The sequence below is a fragment of the Arthrobacter sp. NtRootA1 genome, assembly GCF_019976975.1.
In the GTDB taxonomy this organism is placed as follows: domain Bacteria; phylum Actinomycetota; class Actinomycetes; order Actinomycetales; family Micrococcaceae; genus Arthrobacter; species Arthrobacter aromaticivorans.
Genome location: NZ_AP024630.1, coordinates 4428951 through 4444838, shown reverse-complemented (window position 1 = coordinate 4444838; position 15888 = coordinate 4428951). Strand labels below are relative to the sequence as shown.

The 15888-nt window shown below is 61.7% G+C and carries 14 protein-coding genes; 7 read left to right on the top strand and 7 right to left on the bottom strand.

Features of this window, described 5'->3' with window-relative positions; translation table 11 throughout:
- Positions 1–27: 27 nt before the first annotated feature.
- Both LDN90_RS20205 and LDN90_RS20200 read right to left on the bottom strand, forming a co-directional pair.
- Positions 28–975 carry a metallophosphoesterase gene (locus tag LDN90_RS20205; protein WP_223946862.1) on the bottom strand — a complete coding sequence of 316 codons (948 nt, stop codon included), beginning with the start codon at positions 973–975 and terminating at the stop codon, positions 28–30.
- Between the two features lie 2 nt (positions 976–977).
- The gene (locus LDN90_RS20200) at positions 978–3317 is read right to left on the bottom strand and encodes a transglycosylase domain-containing protein (protein ID WP_223946861.1); all 2340 of its coding nucleotides are present in this window, start codon (positions 3315–3317) and stop codon (positions 978–980) included.
- Between LDN90_RS20200 and LDN90_RS20195 the strand changes: the two genes are divergently transcribed.
- Genes LDN90_RS20195 through LDN90_RS20185 form a run of 3 tightly spaced genes read left to right on the top strand, consistent with a single transcriptional unit; the run spans position 3316 to position 4939 of the window.
- Complete coding sequence (locus LDN90_RS20195; RefSeq protein WP_011775990.1) at positions 3316–3471, top strand: DUF4177 domain-containing protein; 156 nt, start codon at positions 3316–3318, stop codon at positions 3469–3471. The two genes, LDN90_RS20200 and LDN90_RS20195, sit on opposite strands and share 2 nt — an antisense overlap.
- A 2-nt stretch (positions 3472–3473) precedes the next feature.
- On the top strand, positions 3474–4010 hold the full coding sequence (locus LDN90_RS20190; protein WP_223946860.1) for a RidA family protein: 537 nt from the start codon (positions 3474–3476) through the stop codon (positions 4008–4010).
- 17 nt (positions 4011–4027) lie between these two features.
- A complete protein-coding gene (locus tag LDN90_RS20185; RefSeq protein WP_216927010.1) occupies positions 4028–4939 on the top strand; it encodes an NUDIX hydrolase in 912 nt (303 codons plus the stop codon).
- 141 nt (positions 4940–5080) lie between these two features.
- Here LDN90_RS20185 and LDN90_RS20180 read toward each other — a convergent pair whose 3' ends face one another.
- Positions 5081–5758: a Crp/Fnr family transcriptional regulator gene (locus tag LDN90_RS20180; RefSeq protein WP_011775987.1), complete on the bottom strand. Its 678-nt coding sequence runs from the start codon at positions 5756–5758 to the stop codon at positions 5081–5083.
- Positions 5759–5993: 235 nt separating this feature from the next.
- On the opposite strand from LDN90_RS20180, the gene LDN90_RS20175 reads away from it, so the two are divergent.
- Both LDN90_RS20175 and aroQ read left to right on the top strand, forming a co-directional pair.
- Positions 5994–7178, top strand: coding sequence for a MarP family serine protease (locus LDN90_RS20175; RefSeq protein ID WP_223946859.1), 1185 nt, complete (start codon positions 5994–5996; stop codon positions 7176–7178).
- Positions 7179–7229: 51 nt separating this feature from the next.
- Positions 7230–7694: a type II 3-dehydroquinate dehydratase gene (aroQ, locus tag LDN90_RS20170; protein ID WP_223946858.1), complete on the top strand. Its 465-nt coding sequence runs from the start codon at positions 7230–7232 to the stop codon at positions 7692–7694.
- A 118-nt stretch (positions 7695–7812) separates the two neighbouring features.
- Here the strand turns inward: aroQ and LDN90_RS20165 are convergent, their stop codons facing one another.
- The 4 genes from LDN90_RS20165 to LDN90_RS20150 form a co-directional block, all read right to left on the bottom strand.
- Complete coding sequence (locus LDN90_RS20165) at positions 7813–9999, bottom strand: alpha-galactosidase (RefSeq protein ID WP_223946857.1); 2187 nt, start codon at positions 9997–9999, stop codon at positions 7813–7815.
- A gap of 104 nt (positions 10000–10103) precedes the next feature.
- Positions 10104–11453, bottom strand: coding sequence for a sugar ABC transporter substrate-binding protein (locus LDN90_RS20160; RefSeq protein ID WP_223946856.1), 1350 nt, complete (start codon positions 11451–11453; stop codon positions 10104–10106).
- Between the two features lie 71 nt (positions 11454–11524).
- Positions 11525–12451, bottom strand: coding sequence for a carbohydrate ABC transporter permease (locus tag LDN90_RS20155; RefSeq protein WP_216927015.1), 927 nt, complete (start codon positions 12449–12451; stop codon positions 11525–11527).
- Positions 12452–12460: 9 nt separating this feature from the next.
- Positions 12461–13423 (bottom strand): sugar ABC transporter permease, encoded by a 963-nt coding sequence (locus LDN90_RS20150; protein WP_223946855.1) that lies wholly within the window; start codon positions 13421–13423, stop codon positions 12461–12463.
- 202 nt (positions 13424–13625) lie between these two features.
- On the opposite strand from LDN90_RS20150, the gene LDN90_RS20145 reads away from it, so the two are divergent.
- Both LDN90_RS20145 and LDN90_RS20140 read left to right on the top strand, forming a co-directional pair.
- Positions 13626–14825: a Gfo/Idh/MocA family oxidoreductase gene (locus LDN90_RS20145; RefSeq protein ID WP_223946854.1), complete on the top strand. Its 1200-nt coding sequence runs from the start codon at positions 13626–13628 to the stop codon at positions 14823–14825.
- Positions 14826–14839: 14 nt separating this feature from the next.
- A complete protein-coding gene (locus LDN90_RS20140) occupies positions 14840–15859 on the top strand; it encodes a LacI family DNA-binding transcriptional regulator (protein ID WP_223946853.1) in 1020 nt (339 codons plus the stop codon).
- Positions 15860–15888: the final 29 nt, after the last annotated feature.

The following is a 15888-nucleotide window of genomic DNA, read 5'->3' as shown; positions in this document are numbered from 1 at the left end:
GTCCGTGCGTTTAGCTGCGCTCGGCGTCTAGCTGCGGGCCGTGAGTGTCAGAAGGACCGCTTCCGGGCGGCACGCGATCCGGACCGGTGCGTAGCGCGAGGTGCCAATGCCGCCTGAGACGTTCACCGGCGTCGTGAACCCGTCACTTTCCCAATCGTGGAGGCCCTTCGCCCGCCATGTCGGGAGATCGCAGTTGGATACGAGAGCGCCGTAACCCGGGATGCAGATCTGGCCGCCGTGGGTGTGTCCGGCCAGGATCAGGTCTGCTTCGGCTTTGGTGAAGTGGTCGAGGACGCGTTGGTACGGTGCATGGATGACGGCGATCCTCAGGTGGGGACGGGCATCCTGGTTGACGGTGCCGCGGGGCCAACCAGCATAACGTTCGCGCTTCAGGTGGGGATCATCGACCCCCGAGAAATCGAAACGCAGGCCGTTCAACACCACCGACTGGGCGCGGTTGGTGAGGTCGATCCAGCCCCCCATGCCGAACGCAGACCGCAACCTGGGCCAGTCGAGCTTGATGGGATCAGTCCTGAGTTTCGACGGTCCGCGGAAGTAGCCCGCCGGGTTCTTGATCCTGGGTGCGTAGTAATCGTTGGAACCCGGGACGAAGACACCGGGAAATTCCATGAGAGGCCGGAGAACGGTGATCAGCGGATCGACGGCCTGTTCGTGGCTGAGGTTGTCGCCGGTGTTGACTACAAGATCGGGCTTCAAATCCACCAAAGACTGAAGCCACTGGGTTTTCTTGTCCTGTCCCGGAACGAAATGGATATCGCTCAGGTGCAGCACGCGGAACGGCTCCGAACCTTCGGGGAGGATGGGGAGAGCCTCATGGCGGACTCCGAACTGGTCCTTTTCCCACCAACCGTAGGCAGCAGCTGCCGTGCCCGCAGCGGCACCGAGGGCAGTGGTGACGGCGAAACCGCGCCCGATGGTGCGGACGCGGTTTGCCAGGGAATCAGGGAACTGCACGGTTAATCCTTGCCAGGGCCGCTGTTGTTCCCATTCCCGTTATTGCCCGTGTTACCAGTGGGGGCTGTCGTCGGGGGAGCGGGATTGTTCTGCGTGGGTGCCGGCGCTGTACTGCGCTGCGGAGCAGGGCCTCCGAGGAGGTTGGACGGCGGCGCCTGGAACGGGTTGGTGCCATACGCAGGAGCAACGGCAAGCATGTAGTTGGTGAACTGCGGGCCTGCAATCATGTAACCGTCGATCGACTGGTAGAACTTGCCGTTGACGGTCAGGTTACGTCCGGGACGCTTCTGGTCACCCAAGGGGTCACCGAACCAGGAGGCTGTTGCCAACCCCGTGGTGTAGCCGACCACCCAGGTGGAACCGTTGGTGTCGTTGGTACCGGTCTTGGCGGCTACCGGGAAGTTGTTACGAGTGGAAAGAGCAGGCCGGATCAGCGAACCCGAACCGGCGTTCAAGACTTCCTGCATAGCGTACGCCACGCCTCGGGCAACCTCAGGTTTGACGGCATCCTTGCAGTTGGAGGATTGGGCCGGGAGGTCGGCGCCGGACTGGTCCTTTACCGACGTAATCGCGATTGGCTGGCAGTACTTGCCATCGGCAGCAAACGTGGCGAAGGCGCTGGCCATGGTGAGAGGCGCAGTCTGGGTGGAACCGATGAGGTTACCCAGGGTGGTCATTGGCACCTTGGGATTGGGGTCCGTGATCTTGCCAGTATCGTCCCGTGCAGGCAGGCCGCTGTGGATGCCCGTAGCATCGACGATGCCCTGGATTCCGCAGAGGTCCAGCTGGGCAGCCGACGCAAACGTCGCCGTGTTGATGGAGTTCATGAGGCCATAGAGGACCGTCATGTTTCTGTAGTAGCCCTCGTCCGAGTTTTGGAGGTCGAACGTGCCATTGGTGGCGTCATACCAGCCAACGGTGGGCGCAGGGCAGGTGTTCCTCCACCGGAAGTTCTGCGGGTACCTGCGGACTGAAGCGTTGATCGTCGTATTCATCGACTTGCCCTCGTTCAGCCATTCAGCGAACGTAAACGGCTTCATGGTAGAACCGGGCTGGAAGCCGCCAATGCCGTTGAGGTCATTGCCGTCGGCATCGAGGACATCCACGTTGAAGTTTTGGGTCTGATCGAACTTGCCGTCTTGGGGAAGCCAAACAGTGTTCTGGGCCATGCTCACAATCTGGCCGGTGCCTGGCTGGACCGAGACGATCGAGGCACCCCACTTGTCCGGGTTGGCGCCAGCTGTCCCATCGACCTGCTGCTGGGCAACGGTCTGAGCGGTGGGATCAAGGGTGGTACGGATGGTCAGGCCACCACGCATGACCCGCTTCTCGCGCTCGTCCGACGTCTCGCCGTACGCCGGGTTGTTCAAGAGCAGGTGCAGCACGTAGTCGCAGAAGTACGGAGCCATGGTGGCGTACGCGCAACCCTGGCGTGCGGGGGTGACCTTGGTGGTGACAGGGGTGGCAACCGCTTCGTCGTACTGTGCTTGGCTGATCTTGCCCTGGTTCACCATGGCAGCCAGCACAAGGTCGCGGCGCTTCTTGGAGTTATCCGGGTTGGTGATCGGATCGAAGGCGGACGGGCTGTTCACCAAACCAGCCAGCAAGGCTGCCTGCGGAAGTGTCAGGTCCTTGGCAGAAGTGCTGAAGAAGAACTTGGAAGCAGCTTCAATGCCGTAGGCGTCACGGTTGAAGAAGACGATGTTGAGGTAGCCCTCAAGGATCTGCTCCTTGGAGAACTTCTTCTCCAAGGCAATGGCCAGCTTCATCTCGCGGAGCTTATCGCCGACGCCCTTGTTGAGGCCGTTCAGCTTGACGTCTTCGTCCTTGCCGGATGCCACCAGCGATTCATTGATGACGTTGTTGACGTATTGCTGCGTAATGGTGGATGCGCCCTGTTTGTTGCCGCGGGCGGTGCTCACGATGGCTCGCATGATGCCGGTGGTGTCGATGCCGCCGTGCTCATAAAAACGGCTGTCCTCGATAGCGATGACAGCGTCCTTGATGAACGGGCTCATTTGATCCAGCGGAACCTTGGTCCGGTTCTCAGCGTAGATCGACGCAATCGGTGTACCGTCCTTCGCCAGAATCGTTGTGTTCTGGCTCGGCGGGTCCACCTGCAGCTCTGCCGGCAGAGTGTCAAAGAACTGGATTGAACCACTTGCGGCACTGCCCGAAACGGCGGCTGCGGGGACCAAAAGGCCCGCCACCAGGACGCCACAAATCGCGCTCACGCCAAGGAAACCTAAAATCTTTCCGAGGGTGGTGGCAGTGTCGAATATGGGGTTCTTGCGAGTCACCATGTTTTCCACTTTACCGGCAAGGGCTAGGCTTTCTGTCATGACCAAATGGGAGTACGCCACGATTCCGCTCATTATCCACGCCACGAAACAGATCCTGGACCAGTGGGGCGAGGACGGTTGGGAGCTTGTCCAGGTCGTCGGTGGACCCGATGGCAAAGGCCTTGTTGCATACCTGAAGAGGGAGAAGCAGTAATCATGACAACCCCCGCAGAAACCACGTCTGCCGCGGAATCCGGCGCTCCGACGTCGGCCGTTGAGCAGCGTCTCGCCGAGCTCGGCTTGACCCTCCCGGACGTGGCCGCACCCGTTGCCGCCTACGTGCCCGCGATCGTCTCCGGCAACTACGTTTACACCTCCGGCCAGCTGCCCTTTATTAATGGCAAACTCGAAGCTACGGGCAAGGTGTCCCTCGGCGAGTTGGGCGCTTCGGATGAACCCACCGTCGATCCCGAGGATGCCAAGCGCTACGCCGCTGTCTGCGCGATCAACGCCCTCGCTGCCGTTAAGAGCGTCATCGGCGACCTCGACCGCATCACCCGCATCGTCAAGGTAGTTGGCTTCGTTGCGTCCGAGCCCACCTTTACGGGCCAGCCCGGCGTTATCAACGGCGCCTCCGAACTGCTCGGCCAGGTACTGGGCGACGCCGGCAAGCACGCACGCTCCGCCGTCGGCGTTTCCGTCCTGCCGCTCGACTCTCCCGTTGAAGTCGAGCTCATCGCTGAATTCAGCTAAGGAACCGGTTCACCCAATTGCCGCAGCTTGCCCGCCGCCTGTTCGAACTCCCCCCGGCACTCGAAGGGGCGGCACGAAACTGGCTTGAGCTCGGCGAGCGGACCCCCAGGGCCGCCCGCTACGCATCGTCCGTCGTCCTCTTGCGGGACTCACCCACCGGTCTGGAGACCTGGCTTGGTTACAGGCCAGGCTCCTCGCCGCTGGGTGTCGTCGCGTACCCAGGTGGGTCCCTGGACCAGTCCGATGACGACCCCGTCGGTTGGTTGGGTCCCTCACCTCAGTATTGGGCTGAGCACATGGGAACGGACGACGTCGGACTCGCCCGCCGCCACGTGGTGGGCGCAATCCGCGAACTCTTCGAGGAAACCGGCGTCCTCCTTGCCGGCCCCGACGCTTCCTCCACCGTGGAGGCCAACTCCACGGTGGAATGGATGAAAGCCCGGGAAGCTGTGTCCAGCCAGGAAAAGTCCTTCAGCGAAGTGCTTGCCAAGCGTGGCCTTTCGCTGCGCACGGACCTGCTGAAGCCCCTGGTCAACTGGCTCAGCCCCGACTTCGCGCACACCCGTTTCAATACGCGCTATTTCGCCGCCACGGTCCCCGTGAACCAGCAGCCGAGCATCCTGGGCAGCAAGGGAGTCTGGGGCCGTTGGGTGTGCGCCGCGGAAGCGATCGCGCTTCGCGACACCACAGCCCTCGGCGACGAAATAGCCCAGGAAAACACGGTGGGACTCACCCTCGGCCAGCTTCTGGTGCCAGGATCCGAAATCATGCTCGAAAAAATGGCCCACGCCAACGGCTGTATCGCTTACCTGAGTTACAAGCGCAAGGCCCACCTGTACCAACCCAAACTGGTAGATGAAGGTGGAGTGCTGATGCTCGAGGTCGAAGCCGCCAGGACCGTAGCCGGAGAGCCACAGCGGGAGCGCTAAATCGGTTCCTCTCTCATATCCCGACGGGTTTTGATGGTTCCTCTCTCACATCCCGACGGGTTTTGATGGTTCCTCTCTCACGTCCCGACGAAAAAAGCCGCCCCGGTTCATTACCGGAGCGGCTTTTTTGCAAGGACAAATTTAGCGCGAACGCTGGCGGAGTCGCTGCATGTCCAGAATGACGACGGCGCGCGCTTCCAGACGTAGCCAACCGCGCTGGACGAACTCGGCCAGTGCCTTGTTGACCGTTTCGCGGGAAGCGCCCACCAACTGGGCCAGTTCTTCCTGCGTCAGTTCGTGGGCAACCAGCACGCCGTCGGTGGCCGGACGCCCGAAGCGGTCAGCCAGATCCAGGAGCGCCTTGGCGACGCGGCCCGGGACGTCCGAGAAAACGAGGTCGGACAGTGAATCGTTGGTGCGGCGGAGTCGGCGGGCGAGTGCCTGCAACAGCTGCGCGGAAACCTCGGGACGTGTGCGAAGCAGCGCGTTGAGGCTTTCGTTCTTTAGACCTGCCAGGCGCGTTTCGGAGACGGCGGTGGCCGTGGCGGTGCGGGGGCTGGGGTCGAACAACGCCATTTCGCCGAAGAGTTCTCCAGGGCCGAGGATGGCCAACAGGGACTCGCGGCCATCGGGGGAGGTGCGGCCGAGCTTTACCTTGCCGGAAACGATGAAGTACAGCTGGTCACCCTGGTCGCCTTCGCGGAATACCGATGCCCCGCGTGAGAGGTCCACCTCGGTGAGCTCGTCCGTCAGCAAGCGGAATGCGTCGTCGTCAAGGGTGGCGAAGAGGGGTGCGCGGCGCAATACCTCGATGTCCATGAAATCTCCTGAATATAAGTTTCGGTCGTGGCGCTCCAGCCATTGTTTCAGAATTTTTAAGCTTCTGTGACGTACTTGGCAGGCGAAACGCTGAAACGGCGCGGTTTTTGCCCCTGTCAGCCCCTGTTTGCCGTGCCTTTGTGCGCTCGGAGGGGACCCGTATCGTGATGGGACTAACGGTTCCCTGTCAGGGTGCCCAACTACAATTGGCGCTACCCGGTCACAAGGAGCATTGGTGTTTGGCTTGACGATTTTGGATTTGGCATTGATCTTGATGCTGCTGTCCTACCTGATCTATGGCCTGCGCAATGGCTTCCTGGTGACGCTGGGCGGAATTGCCGGTTTTGTGGTTGGCGCGATTGCTGCATTTGTGGCTGTTCCACTTGTGAGCGGCTGGGTGAGCGATAGCGGTTGGAGGCTGACGGCAACGGTGGGTGCCGCCGTCGTACTTATTGCACTTGGCCACGGGCTGGGGACCATGATCGGACGAAAAGTCCGCCATGCCGTGCGGATAAAGCCCTTGCACGCAGCTGACCGGTTGATTGGCGGCGTGGTCAGCGTGGTGGTCGCGGCGCTGGTGATGTCCATGTTGGCCTTCAGTATCAGTTCGCTGGGCGTGCCGTTTGTCTCGCAGCAGTTGGCTGAATCGCGTGTCATTCGGTACATCGATTCCTTGACGCCGACGCCGGTCAAAACCACTATGGCGCAACTGCGGTCAACGGTGATCGGCGACGGTATTCCCACGCTGATTGAGGGCTTCGGCCCAGCGACGCCGGTTCCGGTTCCCAACGAGTCCACTGACACTCCTGCCCTGAACCGGGCCGCCGAGTCCGTCCTGAAGATTGCCGGAACGGCATTTGAATGCGGCCAGAATCAAACTGGATCCGGATTTGTGGTGTCGCCCGGGCGCGTCGTGACCAATGCGCACGTTGTGGCGGGCGTGTCGCAACCGGTGGTGGAGATTCCCGACGGCGGCGCGTTGCCGGGACGGGTGGTCTATTTCGACTCCCAGCGGGACATCGCAGTTTTGGCAGTGGACGGACTTTCATCGGATCCACTCCAGTTGAGTCCAGACCTGGCAGCTGGCAGCCCCGCAGCTTTTGCGGGCTACCCGCACGGCGGTCCTTTCCAGTCCAAACCAGCAACGGTCCAAGGTGTCTCGACCATCCTGGTTCCCGATATTTATGGCAGCAATCCTTCTCCGGAGTCGGTCTATAAGCTTGCGGGTGACGTCCAACCCGGTAACTCGGGAGGGCCGCTGCTCACCATGCAGGGACAGGTAGCAGGCCTGATCTTTGCCAAGACCACCACCGATGCTGCGCTTGGCTTCGCACTCACCATGGAGGACATCCAGCCGGTGGCTGCACAAGCTCCAGGTCTTAGCGCTCCGGTTTCGCCCGGGCAATGCACACGCAAGTAACTTTGAGGGCAATTCCCCGACATTCTCCCGTCGCCTAATAGATTGGGAGCCATGACTGAAGCCACCCCCGCCACCGAAGCTGGTCGCGGCACCATTCTTGTGATCAACGGACCGAACCTTAACCTTTTGGGCACCAGGGAGCCCGAGAAGTACGGCACTTCCACGCTCGCCGACGTCGAACAGTTGGCCATATCAGCGGCGGCTGCCCATGGCTTCACGGTGGACTGCGTTCAGTCCAATCACGAGGGGGACCTCCTCGATGCTATCCACGCGGCGCGTGGAACCGCGGCGGGAATCGTCATCAATGCCGGCGCCTTCACCCACACGTCGGTGGCACTTCGTGACGCCCTGGCCGCGGTTCAGCTGCCTTCGGTTGAAGTACATATCACCAACGTTCATCAGCGGGAAGAGTTCCGGCACCATTCCTACTTGTCCGGCGTGTGCAATGCGATCATCGTCGGCGCGGGTGTGCTTGGGTACAAACTGGCCATCGATTACCTGGCTGAAACGGTCTAGTTAGGCTGATGTGAGAGAAGGTTCCCGGGAAGCCGTCAGGATGTGAGAGAGGGTTCCCGGGAAGCCCTCTGGATGTGAGAGAAGGTTCCCGGGAAGCCCTCTGGATGTGAGAGAAGGGCTACAGGGCAGTGAACCTCAGCAAAAGTGCGTGCTCGGGGTTCAAGACGGGCATGGGAAGGCCCACCTCGCCCAGGAAGCGTCCCGTTGCCACAGCACCTTCGGCCAGCCAAGCGACCGGCCGGGCCTCGATGAACGTGTGCCCGTAATCGGCATCCGCCGGTGTGGGGAAGATTGCTTCCACGCGATAGGAACGGGAAGCTTCCAGTCCCGGAATGGCTACGCGGCCGGGCTGCTCGGCGAAACCGGTCCGCGTCTTGACCACGGCGAACAGGGCTGCGGTGGCACCCACTGCAGTACCGCCGTCGTGCATGGCAGGGTCGGCAACAACACCGTGCAGCATCAGCGACTCGTCCGCCAGATCTGCGCGAACCATCCGCCCAGTGTGGATCAACCCGCGGTGCTCCTTGTACAGGGTGATGAAGCGCTTGAGTTCCTCGCGCTCAGCCCCTTGGACTTCGCGGATGTCCCACTCCATGCCGAAATGTCCAAACAGCGCGGTGATGGCCCGGAAGGACAGGTCGTGCGTCCGCGCCGTGGTGTGGGACGTGGTGGGCCCGATGTGCCCGCCCACCAGCTCCGGGGGAACCACCATGCCGGTCCAGCGCTGGATGGTTTGCCGCTCCAAGGCGTCATTGCAGTCCGAGGCCCAGATCCGGTCGGTGCGGTCGAGGATCCCGAGGTCCACCCGGGCGCCACCGGAGGAGCAGCTCTCGATCTCGACGCCCGGATGAGCCGCACGGAGGGCATCAAAGAGCCGGTAAGCGGCAAGTGTTTGTTCATGCACGGATGCTCGGCCCGCATGGCCGTGCTCCACGAGGTCCCGGTTTTGGTCCCACTTGAGGTAGCTGATGTTGTTTTCCCGTAGCAGGGCGTCAATACGGTCAAAAATGTACTGCCACGCCTCGGGATTGACGAGGTCGATGATGTGCTGGTGTCGCCACTCGAGCGGCAGGCGGCCACCGTCCTTGAAGGACAACGCAGATGGTCCAACGATCCACTCGGGGTGGGCGCGGGCGATGTCCGAATCAAGGTTCACCATCTCCGGTTCAACCCAGAGCCCAAACTCCATTCCGCGGGAAGTCACTGCATCAATCAGGGGCGTGAGGCCTGAAGGCCAGCTGGTCTCATCGACATACCAGTCGCCGAGCCCAGCGTGGTCGTCCCGGCGCCCGCGGAACCACCCGTCGTCGAGCACAAAACGCTCAACGCCCAGGTCCGCGGCGGACTCGGCCAGCTCGATCAAGGTCTCCAGGTTGTGATCGAAGTACACCGCTTCCCAGGTGTTGAGGACAACTGGCCGTGGTTTCCCAGCGACATCCACGTGGTGCGGGCGGGACCGGAACCAGCTGTAGAAGGCCTCGCTGATGCCGTCCAAGCCGTGGTCGGAGTAGGCAGCGTACAACGCCGGTGTGGTGTAGCTTTCGCCGGATTGCAGCACTACTTCCGAGGGGCCAAGCAGTTCGGAACCGCCGATCATTGTGCGGCCGTCCGCTACGTTGTCGGCAAATTGCTCGTGGTTTCCGCTCCACGCCAAATGCGTGGCCCAGACTTTGCCGTGCCGGTTGCCGAAGCCTGCGGTTCCGGCTGCAAGCAGCAGGGAGGAATCGTGTCCCGTACGGCCGTGCCGGCCAGTGCGGACCCAGGTTCCTTGCTGGATTGCCCTGCGTTGCGGGTGCCGTTCGCGGCACCAACGGCCAGTAAGGTCCAAAAGCTCGACGGCGTCCGGCGCCACCGGGAGAATCGTCGCCAATTCGTCCACCTGGAAAGGCGACGTGCCGTCGTTGGTGACGGTGTGCCGTAGTTCCAAAAGCCCACCCGGGTGCAAAGTGAGGTTGCTCGTGACGGTGATGCCGGCGTCGGGATCTGATTGAACGATCACCGCTGACGACCCGTCCCCCGTCGCGTTCGCCACCCGCAGGCGTACAGAGAAGTCATGCCCGGGAACGCCGTCCGTGAACCGGTGTCCGCGCAACCCCGTCCGGCCTTGCCACGAGGAGGACGCCTGCGGGAGGAGTCCGGCCGGTACGTTGGCATCGATCGAGGAAGGAGGGATGGGCTCATTGAGGATGGAAAGATCCGGAAGGGCGTCGCCCAGGTCTGCTCCCCAGTGGGATATTTCGGCCTCTCCTCGGTGAGTGCTGATCACCAGGCTGGTACCGGCGGAACGGAGATGGAGCGGGTGCATGGGTATGAGTCGCTTTCAAAAGATGGTGCTGGACTTGTGAGGCCTGTTCTACGTCCCAACGGGGCGTCAAAGAGCGCAGAACAGGCCTCACAACGGGAGGGGTTTTACTTGAAGAGGGCGTTGACTTGTTCGTTGGCGGCGGTCAGGGAACTGGCCGGGGACTTGCCGGCGATCACCGCGTCCATGGCCGGCTTCATGATTCCCGCAACCTTGGCGGCGTTGTCCGTGATGGGGAGCATGAAGGTGGTCTTGTCCTTCACGTGCTGGGTGAAGGCGCTGACGTCCACGTTCTTGGCCTTGAAGGCATCAGCGGCCTTCTCGGAAGAGGTGGTGATGGCCGGGAACACGACGGCCTTGGAAGCGACGACGTCCTGGCACGCGGCAGAGCCGAGGTACTCGACCCACTTGATGGAAGCATCCTTCTTCTTCGTGCCGGCCCAGATGGAATCGGCCAGGCCGTTGAACATGGAGGCGCGCTTGCCGTCGGGGCCCTGAGGGGTGGGGGCGATGCCGACGTCGATGCCCTTGTAGCCGGTGTACTGGCCGATCATCCAGGAACCATTGCTGTTGATGGCTGCCTTCCCCGCGCCGAAGTTATCGGCTGCGTTGGCGCCCACGGTTGTTTCAAGCTTGGGCATGTAGCCCTTCGCAGCGAGTGAGGCCCACCAGTCGATGGTGTCCTGGAGCTTCTCGTCGTCGTAGTTGAAGTGGGTGCCCCATGGGTTCTTGTCCGTGGTGGTCCAGCCCGTGGTGGCGGACAGGTAGCTCCACTGCGTCTGGCCGGCGTTCTCGGCGTCGGAGCCTGGCAGCCCCAATCCGTAGACGGCAACGTTGTTCTTGTCGAAGCCTGCTTCGTCGCCGCGCTTGCCGTTCTTGTCCACGGTGAGGCGGGCGATCGCCTTCTCGTATGTTCCGCCGTCCTGCGGGTTCCAGTTCAGGGAGCCCATCTGTTCCGGGGTGATGCCGGCGTCCGTGGCCATCTTCTGGTTGTAGAACAGGGCGATGGTGTCCCAGTCCTTGGGCAGCCCGTAGCGCTTGCCGTCTTGGCCCACCCAGAGGTCGGCGAGGCCCTCGTTGTACTGTGAAAGCTCTACCTTGTCCTTGGTGACGGCGTCGTCAAGTGGCACGAGCTGTTTGGTCTTGAGGAAGTCCGGGTACTTGGACAGGTGGTCGGTAAAGACGTCCGGTGCGGTGCCGGAGGCCATGCCGTTGGTGATCTTGGACCAGTAATCATCCCAGCCGGTCTGGGTGATCTTGACGGTGATGTCCGGGTTGGCCTTGGTGAAGTCCGCGGCGCACTGCTGGTAGGCAGGGAGCTGGTTGGCGTCCCAGAGCCAGTAGTTGATCTCGCCCTTGGCAGCATCTCCTCCGGCGCTTCCGCCCGAGCAGGCGGACAGGGCGAGAGCAGCGGCTGCTGCTACGGCGACAGCGCCGAATGCCTTCTTGTTCATCATGGTTTGTCCTTTCAGGACGGGATGGGGTGCGGCCGGCACATGCCGGTTCCGCGGGAGTGCGGTGGAGAAAGCTATTTGGTGCCGTTGAAGCCGATGGAGTTGACGATCCGTTTGCCGAAGATGGCGAAGAGGATCAGCACGGGCGTGGCGGACACGAGCGTTGCGGCCATGAGCCCGGACCAGTCCGGTGCGCCTTGCGGGGACTGGGATTTGAAGACTCCCAGACCCACGGTGAGCACCCGGGATTCTTCGGAGGTGCCCACGAGCAAGGGCCAGAAGTATTCGTTCCACTGGCCCATGAAGGTCAGCAGTGCCAGGGTCGCGATCGGTGCGGCCGCGTTGGGCATGATGATCTGGAAGAAGATCCGCCAGTGCTTGGCGCCGTCGAGCATGGCCGCTTCTTCGACTTCCCTGGACATGTTCAGGAAGAACTGGCGCATGAAGAAGATCGCGAACGGGGTCATGAACAGGTAAGGCAGCACGAGCCCGAGCATGGAATTCAACAGGCCCAGGTTCTTGATGAGCAGGAAGTTGGGCAGGGCGGTGAAAATCGGCGGGACGAGCATGGTGGCAAGGAACAGGGAGAAGACGGCGTCGCGGCCCTTCCATCGCAGCCGGGAGAAGGCATAGGCGGCCATCGAGCTGAAGAACACTGCGCAGGCTGTGGTGATGCCGGAGAAGAGCAACGAATTCCACAGGTATTGCCAGAAGTTGATCGAGGCACCGGAGCCGCCTTCTGCGATGGCTTCGGAGGCACTTTGGAGGCCGAAGACCCGCTTGAACGCGCCTAGGTTGAAGTCGGCCGGCAACAAGTTGGCGGAGTTAGCTGCGAGGGATCCATTGGAGGACAGGGCCGTGCGAAGTACCCAGTAGAAGGGCAGGATGCTCACGGCTATGGCCACGGCGAGAAGGGTCAAAGCGATGGCGCGGCGCCAATTGAAGGGGCGGCTGAAAGGACGACGGCGGGCGCCGTTCTTGTGGGAGGCAAGAGTGGTCATGGCGTGTCCTTAGTCCAGGTCAGACTGGTTGCCGCGGAGGAACTTCATCTGGATGAAGGCAACGATGGCGAGGATGAGGAAGAGGATGACGGCCAGCGCGGATCCGTAGCCGAAGTCCTGTTCGTTGAAGGCGCGCTGGTAGATGTAGAACTGCAGCACGCGGGTGGCGTTGACAGGTCCGCCGGCGGTGGTGACGGCAACGGTGTCGAAGACCTGGAAGGAACCGATCACGGTCACGACGAGGACAAGCACCAGGACCGGGCGCAGCAGCGGCAAAGTGATCCGCCAGAAAGTGCTCACGGCCTTGGAACCGTCGATGCTTGCAGCCTCGTAGACGCTGTTGGGGATGGCCTGCAGGCCGGCGAAGATCAGTAGTGCTGTGTAGCCCATGTGCCGCCAGGTATTGATGAGTGCCTGGGTGGGGATGGCCCATTGCTCGCTGCCGAAGAAGGCCACCCGAGGCAGCCCGGTCCATTCGATGATCTGGTTGATGATTCCGATCTGGTAGTCAAGCATCCAGAACCACAACAGGGCCGCGATGACGTTGGCCATCAGATAGGGCATCAGGAGTGCACCGCGGATAAGGGTGGACTTTGCCACCCGGTGCATCAGGATTGCCAGACCCAAGGCCAACGCTGTCTGAAGGACAATGTTGATCACGACGTACTCAGAGGTGACGCCCAGGGCGTTCCAGAACAGCGGATCCTTGGCTATGCGTTCGTAGTTCCTGGCGCCAATCCATTCCGGGTCACCCAGGATGCTGTACTCGGTGAAGCTCAGGTAGATGCCCCGGATGGTCGGCACGAGGTAGAAGAGGATCAATCCGACCATCGCCGGAGCGATGAAGAAGAGAGCGACCTTCAGGTCCCCGATGCCGCGGAAGCCGTCGGACGGTTTTCCCCGTTTCCGTGACTTTCGTGGCCCCCTGGGGACGGAGAGCCCCGGATCCGGCTGCTTGGTTAGCGTGGTCATCGTCGACCCTTTCCTGACTGTGATATGGGTAACAACTGGACTAGAATCTACACGAGTAGATCCGAACCACGCAAGCTTTTTGGGAAGATTTGTTCGTTTATGTCCAATTTGTTGACTCGTGTAGATCGTAGTGAAAGACTCAAACGAGCCCACTGAGGGGCCACTACAACTGCTGCCGAGTCAGCTCCAGGAAAGGCAAACGATGACGTTTTCGATCGGTGTTCTAGGTGTCGGGCAATTCGGCAGCCAGTTCGCGCACCTCTTCAAACTCCACCCCGGTGTCAGTGACGTTTACGTGGTGGATGAGCTACCGGAGCGGGCCACGGCAGCTCAGGAGCGCTGGGGCCTTGATGGCGTGTTGGGAAGTTTTGAGGAACTCCTGGAGTCCGACGTCGATGCTGTCGCCATCTTTACGCAACGGTGGACTCACGGACCCCTCGTCGAGCGGGCGCTGCGCGCTGGCAAGCACGTGTATTCCGCCGTCCCGATGGCGATTTCCGAATCGGAAATCGAACGGATCATCCAGGCCGTCCGCGAAACCAAGCTTGTTTACGCCATGGGGGAGACCAGCTACTACAACCCCGCGACTGTGTTCGCCAGGCAACAGCATGCCGCCGGGAAGTTTGGCCGGATCTTCTACACCGAAGGCGACTACGTCCACGACATGGATCTAGGTTTCTACGAGGCCTACCAGTACAGCGGTGGCGAGCGGTGGAAGGAAACGGCGAGCTATCCGCCCATGCTGTATCCGACCCACGCCATCGGCGGCGTCCTGGGCGCCGTGCCGGGCCACGCTGTCAGCGTCAGTTGCATTGGGGTCAAAGACGATCGTGGAGATGGCGTCTTCGATAAGGACGTCAGTATGTTCGCCAACGATTTCTCGAACGCTACGGCATTGTTCGAAATGAACGACGGCGGTGCGATGCGCACCAACGAGATGCGCCGGGTCGGCTACCCCTCGCACCTGCGCGAGTCCCGCTTCCGCTTCTTTGGCACGGAAGCCAGCTTCGAGCAGCTGGCAACCACAACAGTGTGGCAGGACAAAACGAAGGTGGAGGACGTCTCGGAACAAGTTGAGACAAAGCCCACCATGTCAGCCGACGACCTCTCTTTGGCTGACGTGGCGCCGGAACTCCGGGATGCCTTCATTTCCGGTCTGGCACCTGTTCACGATCAGTCACGGCTTCCCGAGGAGTTCCTCGGAGCGCCCAACGGACACGAAGGCAGCCACCAATTCCTTGTGGATGACTTCGTCACCGCAGTCAACAACCGAACGCTGCCGCCAGTCAATGCGTGGGTTGCGGCCCGCTTCACCTTGCCCGGAATCGTAGCCCATGAATCTGCCCTCCGCGGCGGCGAACGCCTTCCCATCCGGGACTTCGGCGACGCTCCCTCCATGTAGCTAGCATTTACCTCATGACAACTTCGGCAGTACAAACCCCGCGCGGACCGGTTACACGCAAAGACGTGGCCCGGTACGCCGGGGTGAGTACCGCCGTCGTGAGCTACGTTGTGAACGGCGGGCCCAAGAACGTGGCCCCCGCGACGGAAGCAAAAGTGCGCGACGCAATCCGTATCCTCGGCTACCGTCCAAACGCTGCGGCGCGCGCTCTGAAGCTCGGCTCAAGCGAAACTGTGGGCGTGATTGTTCCCGACAACACCAACCCATTTTTCTCGCAGCTCGCCCACGCTGTTGAAGATGCTGCAGCAGAACTTGGCTACGGCATGGTCCTTACCAACTCGGGCGGCAGCCTGGCCAAAGAACGGCAAAACATCCGCAACCTTGCCGCACGGCAAGTGGACGGAGTGTTCCTGGCGAGCTGCGTGTTCGATCCCGACCTGACCGACCTTGAAGCCTCGGAAATCCCGTCGGTGTTGCTGAACAATGCCGGCTCGCCCCCAGGGTTCACCAGTGTAGGTGTGGACCTCGAAGCAGGCGCCCGGGCCGCCGTCGAGCACCTCATAGGGCACGGCCACACAAACATTGGCCTGGCCATAGGAACCAACACAGGTAATCAGCTCGACGGACGTGAAGTGGGCTGGCTTCGAACTTTGCGCGACGCTGGACTGCCGGATGGCCCCATGCTTCATGGCGAGTTCAGCAGGCCGGGCGGCTACGAGGTAGGCAAGCGCTTTCTCGCCATGGCCAACCGACCCACGGCAATTTTCGCCAGCAACGACATGCAGGCCATCGGAATCCTCCGCGCCCTCCACGAGGCGGGGCTGAATGTTCCCGATGACATGGCCGTTGTGTCCTTCGACGGTTCCCTCGATTCCGAATATAGTTGGCCCGCGCTGACTACCGTGGCCCAACCTGTGGAGGCGATGGCTGAAGCAGCTGTTCGGGCACTCGTGGGGGAGGGACGGGGTGAGGCACTGCAGCACAGCATCCTGCCCACGGAGCTGATCGTGCGCCAGTCGTGCGGCTGCAAGTGACCTCCCGACGTTCTCTCACATCCTGCCGC

Coding starts and splice junctions, on each gene's coding strand:
- LDN90_RS20195 (WP_011775990.1), top strand. CDS start 3,316: ATGACCAAATGGGAGTACGCCACGATTCCGCTCATTATCCACGCCACG.
- LDN90_RS20200 (WP_223946861.1), bottom strand. CDS start 3,317: ATGACAGAAAGCCTAGCCCTTGCCGGTAAAGTGGAAAACATGGTGACT.
- LDN90_RS20190 (WP_223946860.1), top strand. CDS start 3,474: ATGACAACCCCCGCAGAAACCACGTCTGCCGCGGAATCCGGCGCTCCG.
- LDN90_RS20180 (WP_011775987.1), bottom strand. CDS start 5,758: ATGGACATCGAGGTATTGCGCCGCGCACCCCTCTTCGCCACCCTTGAC.
- aroQ (WP_223946858.1), top strand. CDS start 7,230: ATGACTGAAGCCACCCCCGCCACCGAAGCTGGTCGCGGCACCATTCTT.
- LDN90_RS20165 (WP_223946857.1), bottom strand. CDS start 9,999: ATGCACCCGCTCCATCTCCGTTCCGCCGGTACCAGCCTGGTGATCAGC.
- LDN90_RS20160 (WP_223946856.1), bottom strand. CDS start 11,453: ATGATGAACAAGAAGGCATTCGGCGCTGTCGCCGTAGCAGCAGCCGCT.
- LDN90_RS20155 (WP_216927015.1), bottom strand. CDS start 12,451: ATGACCACTCTTGCCTCCCACAAGAACGGCGCCCGCCGTCGTCCTTTC.
- LDN90_RS20150 (WP_223946855.1), bottom strand. CDS start 13,423: ATGACCACGCTAACCAAGCAGCCGGATCCGGGGCTCTCCGTCCCCAGG.
- LDN90_RS20145 (WP_223946854.1), top strand. CDS start 13,626: ATGACGTTTTCGATCGGTGTTCTAGGTGTCGGGCAATTCGGCAGCCAG.
- LDN90_RS20140 (WP_223946853.1), top strand. CDS start 14,840: ATGACAACTTCGGCAGTACAAACCCCGCGCGGACCGGTTACACGCAAA.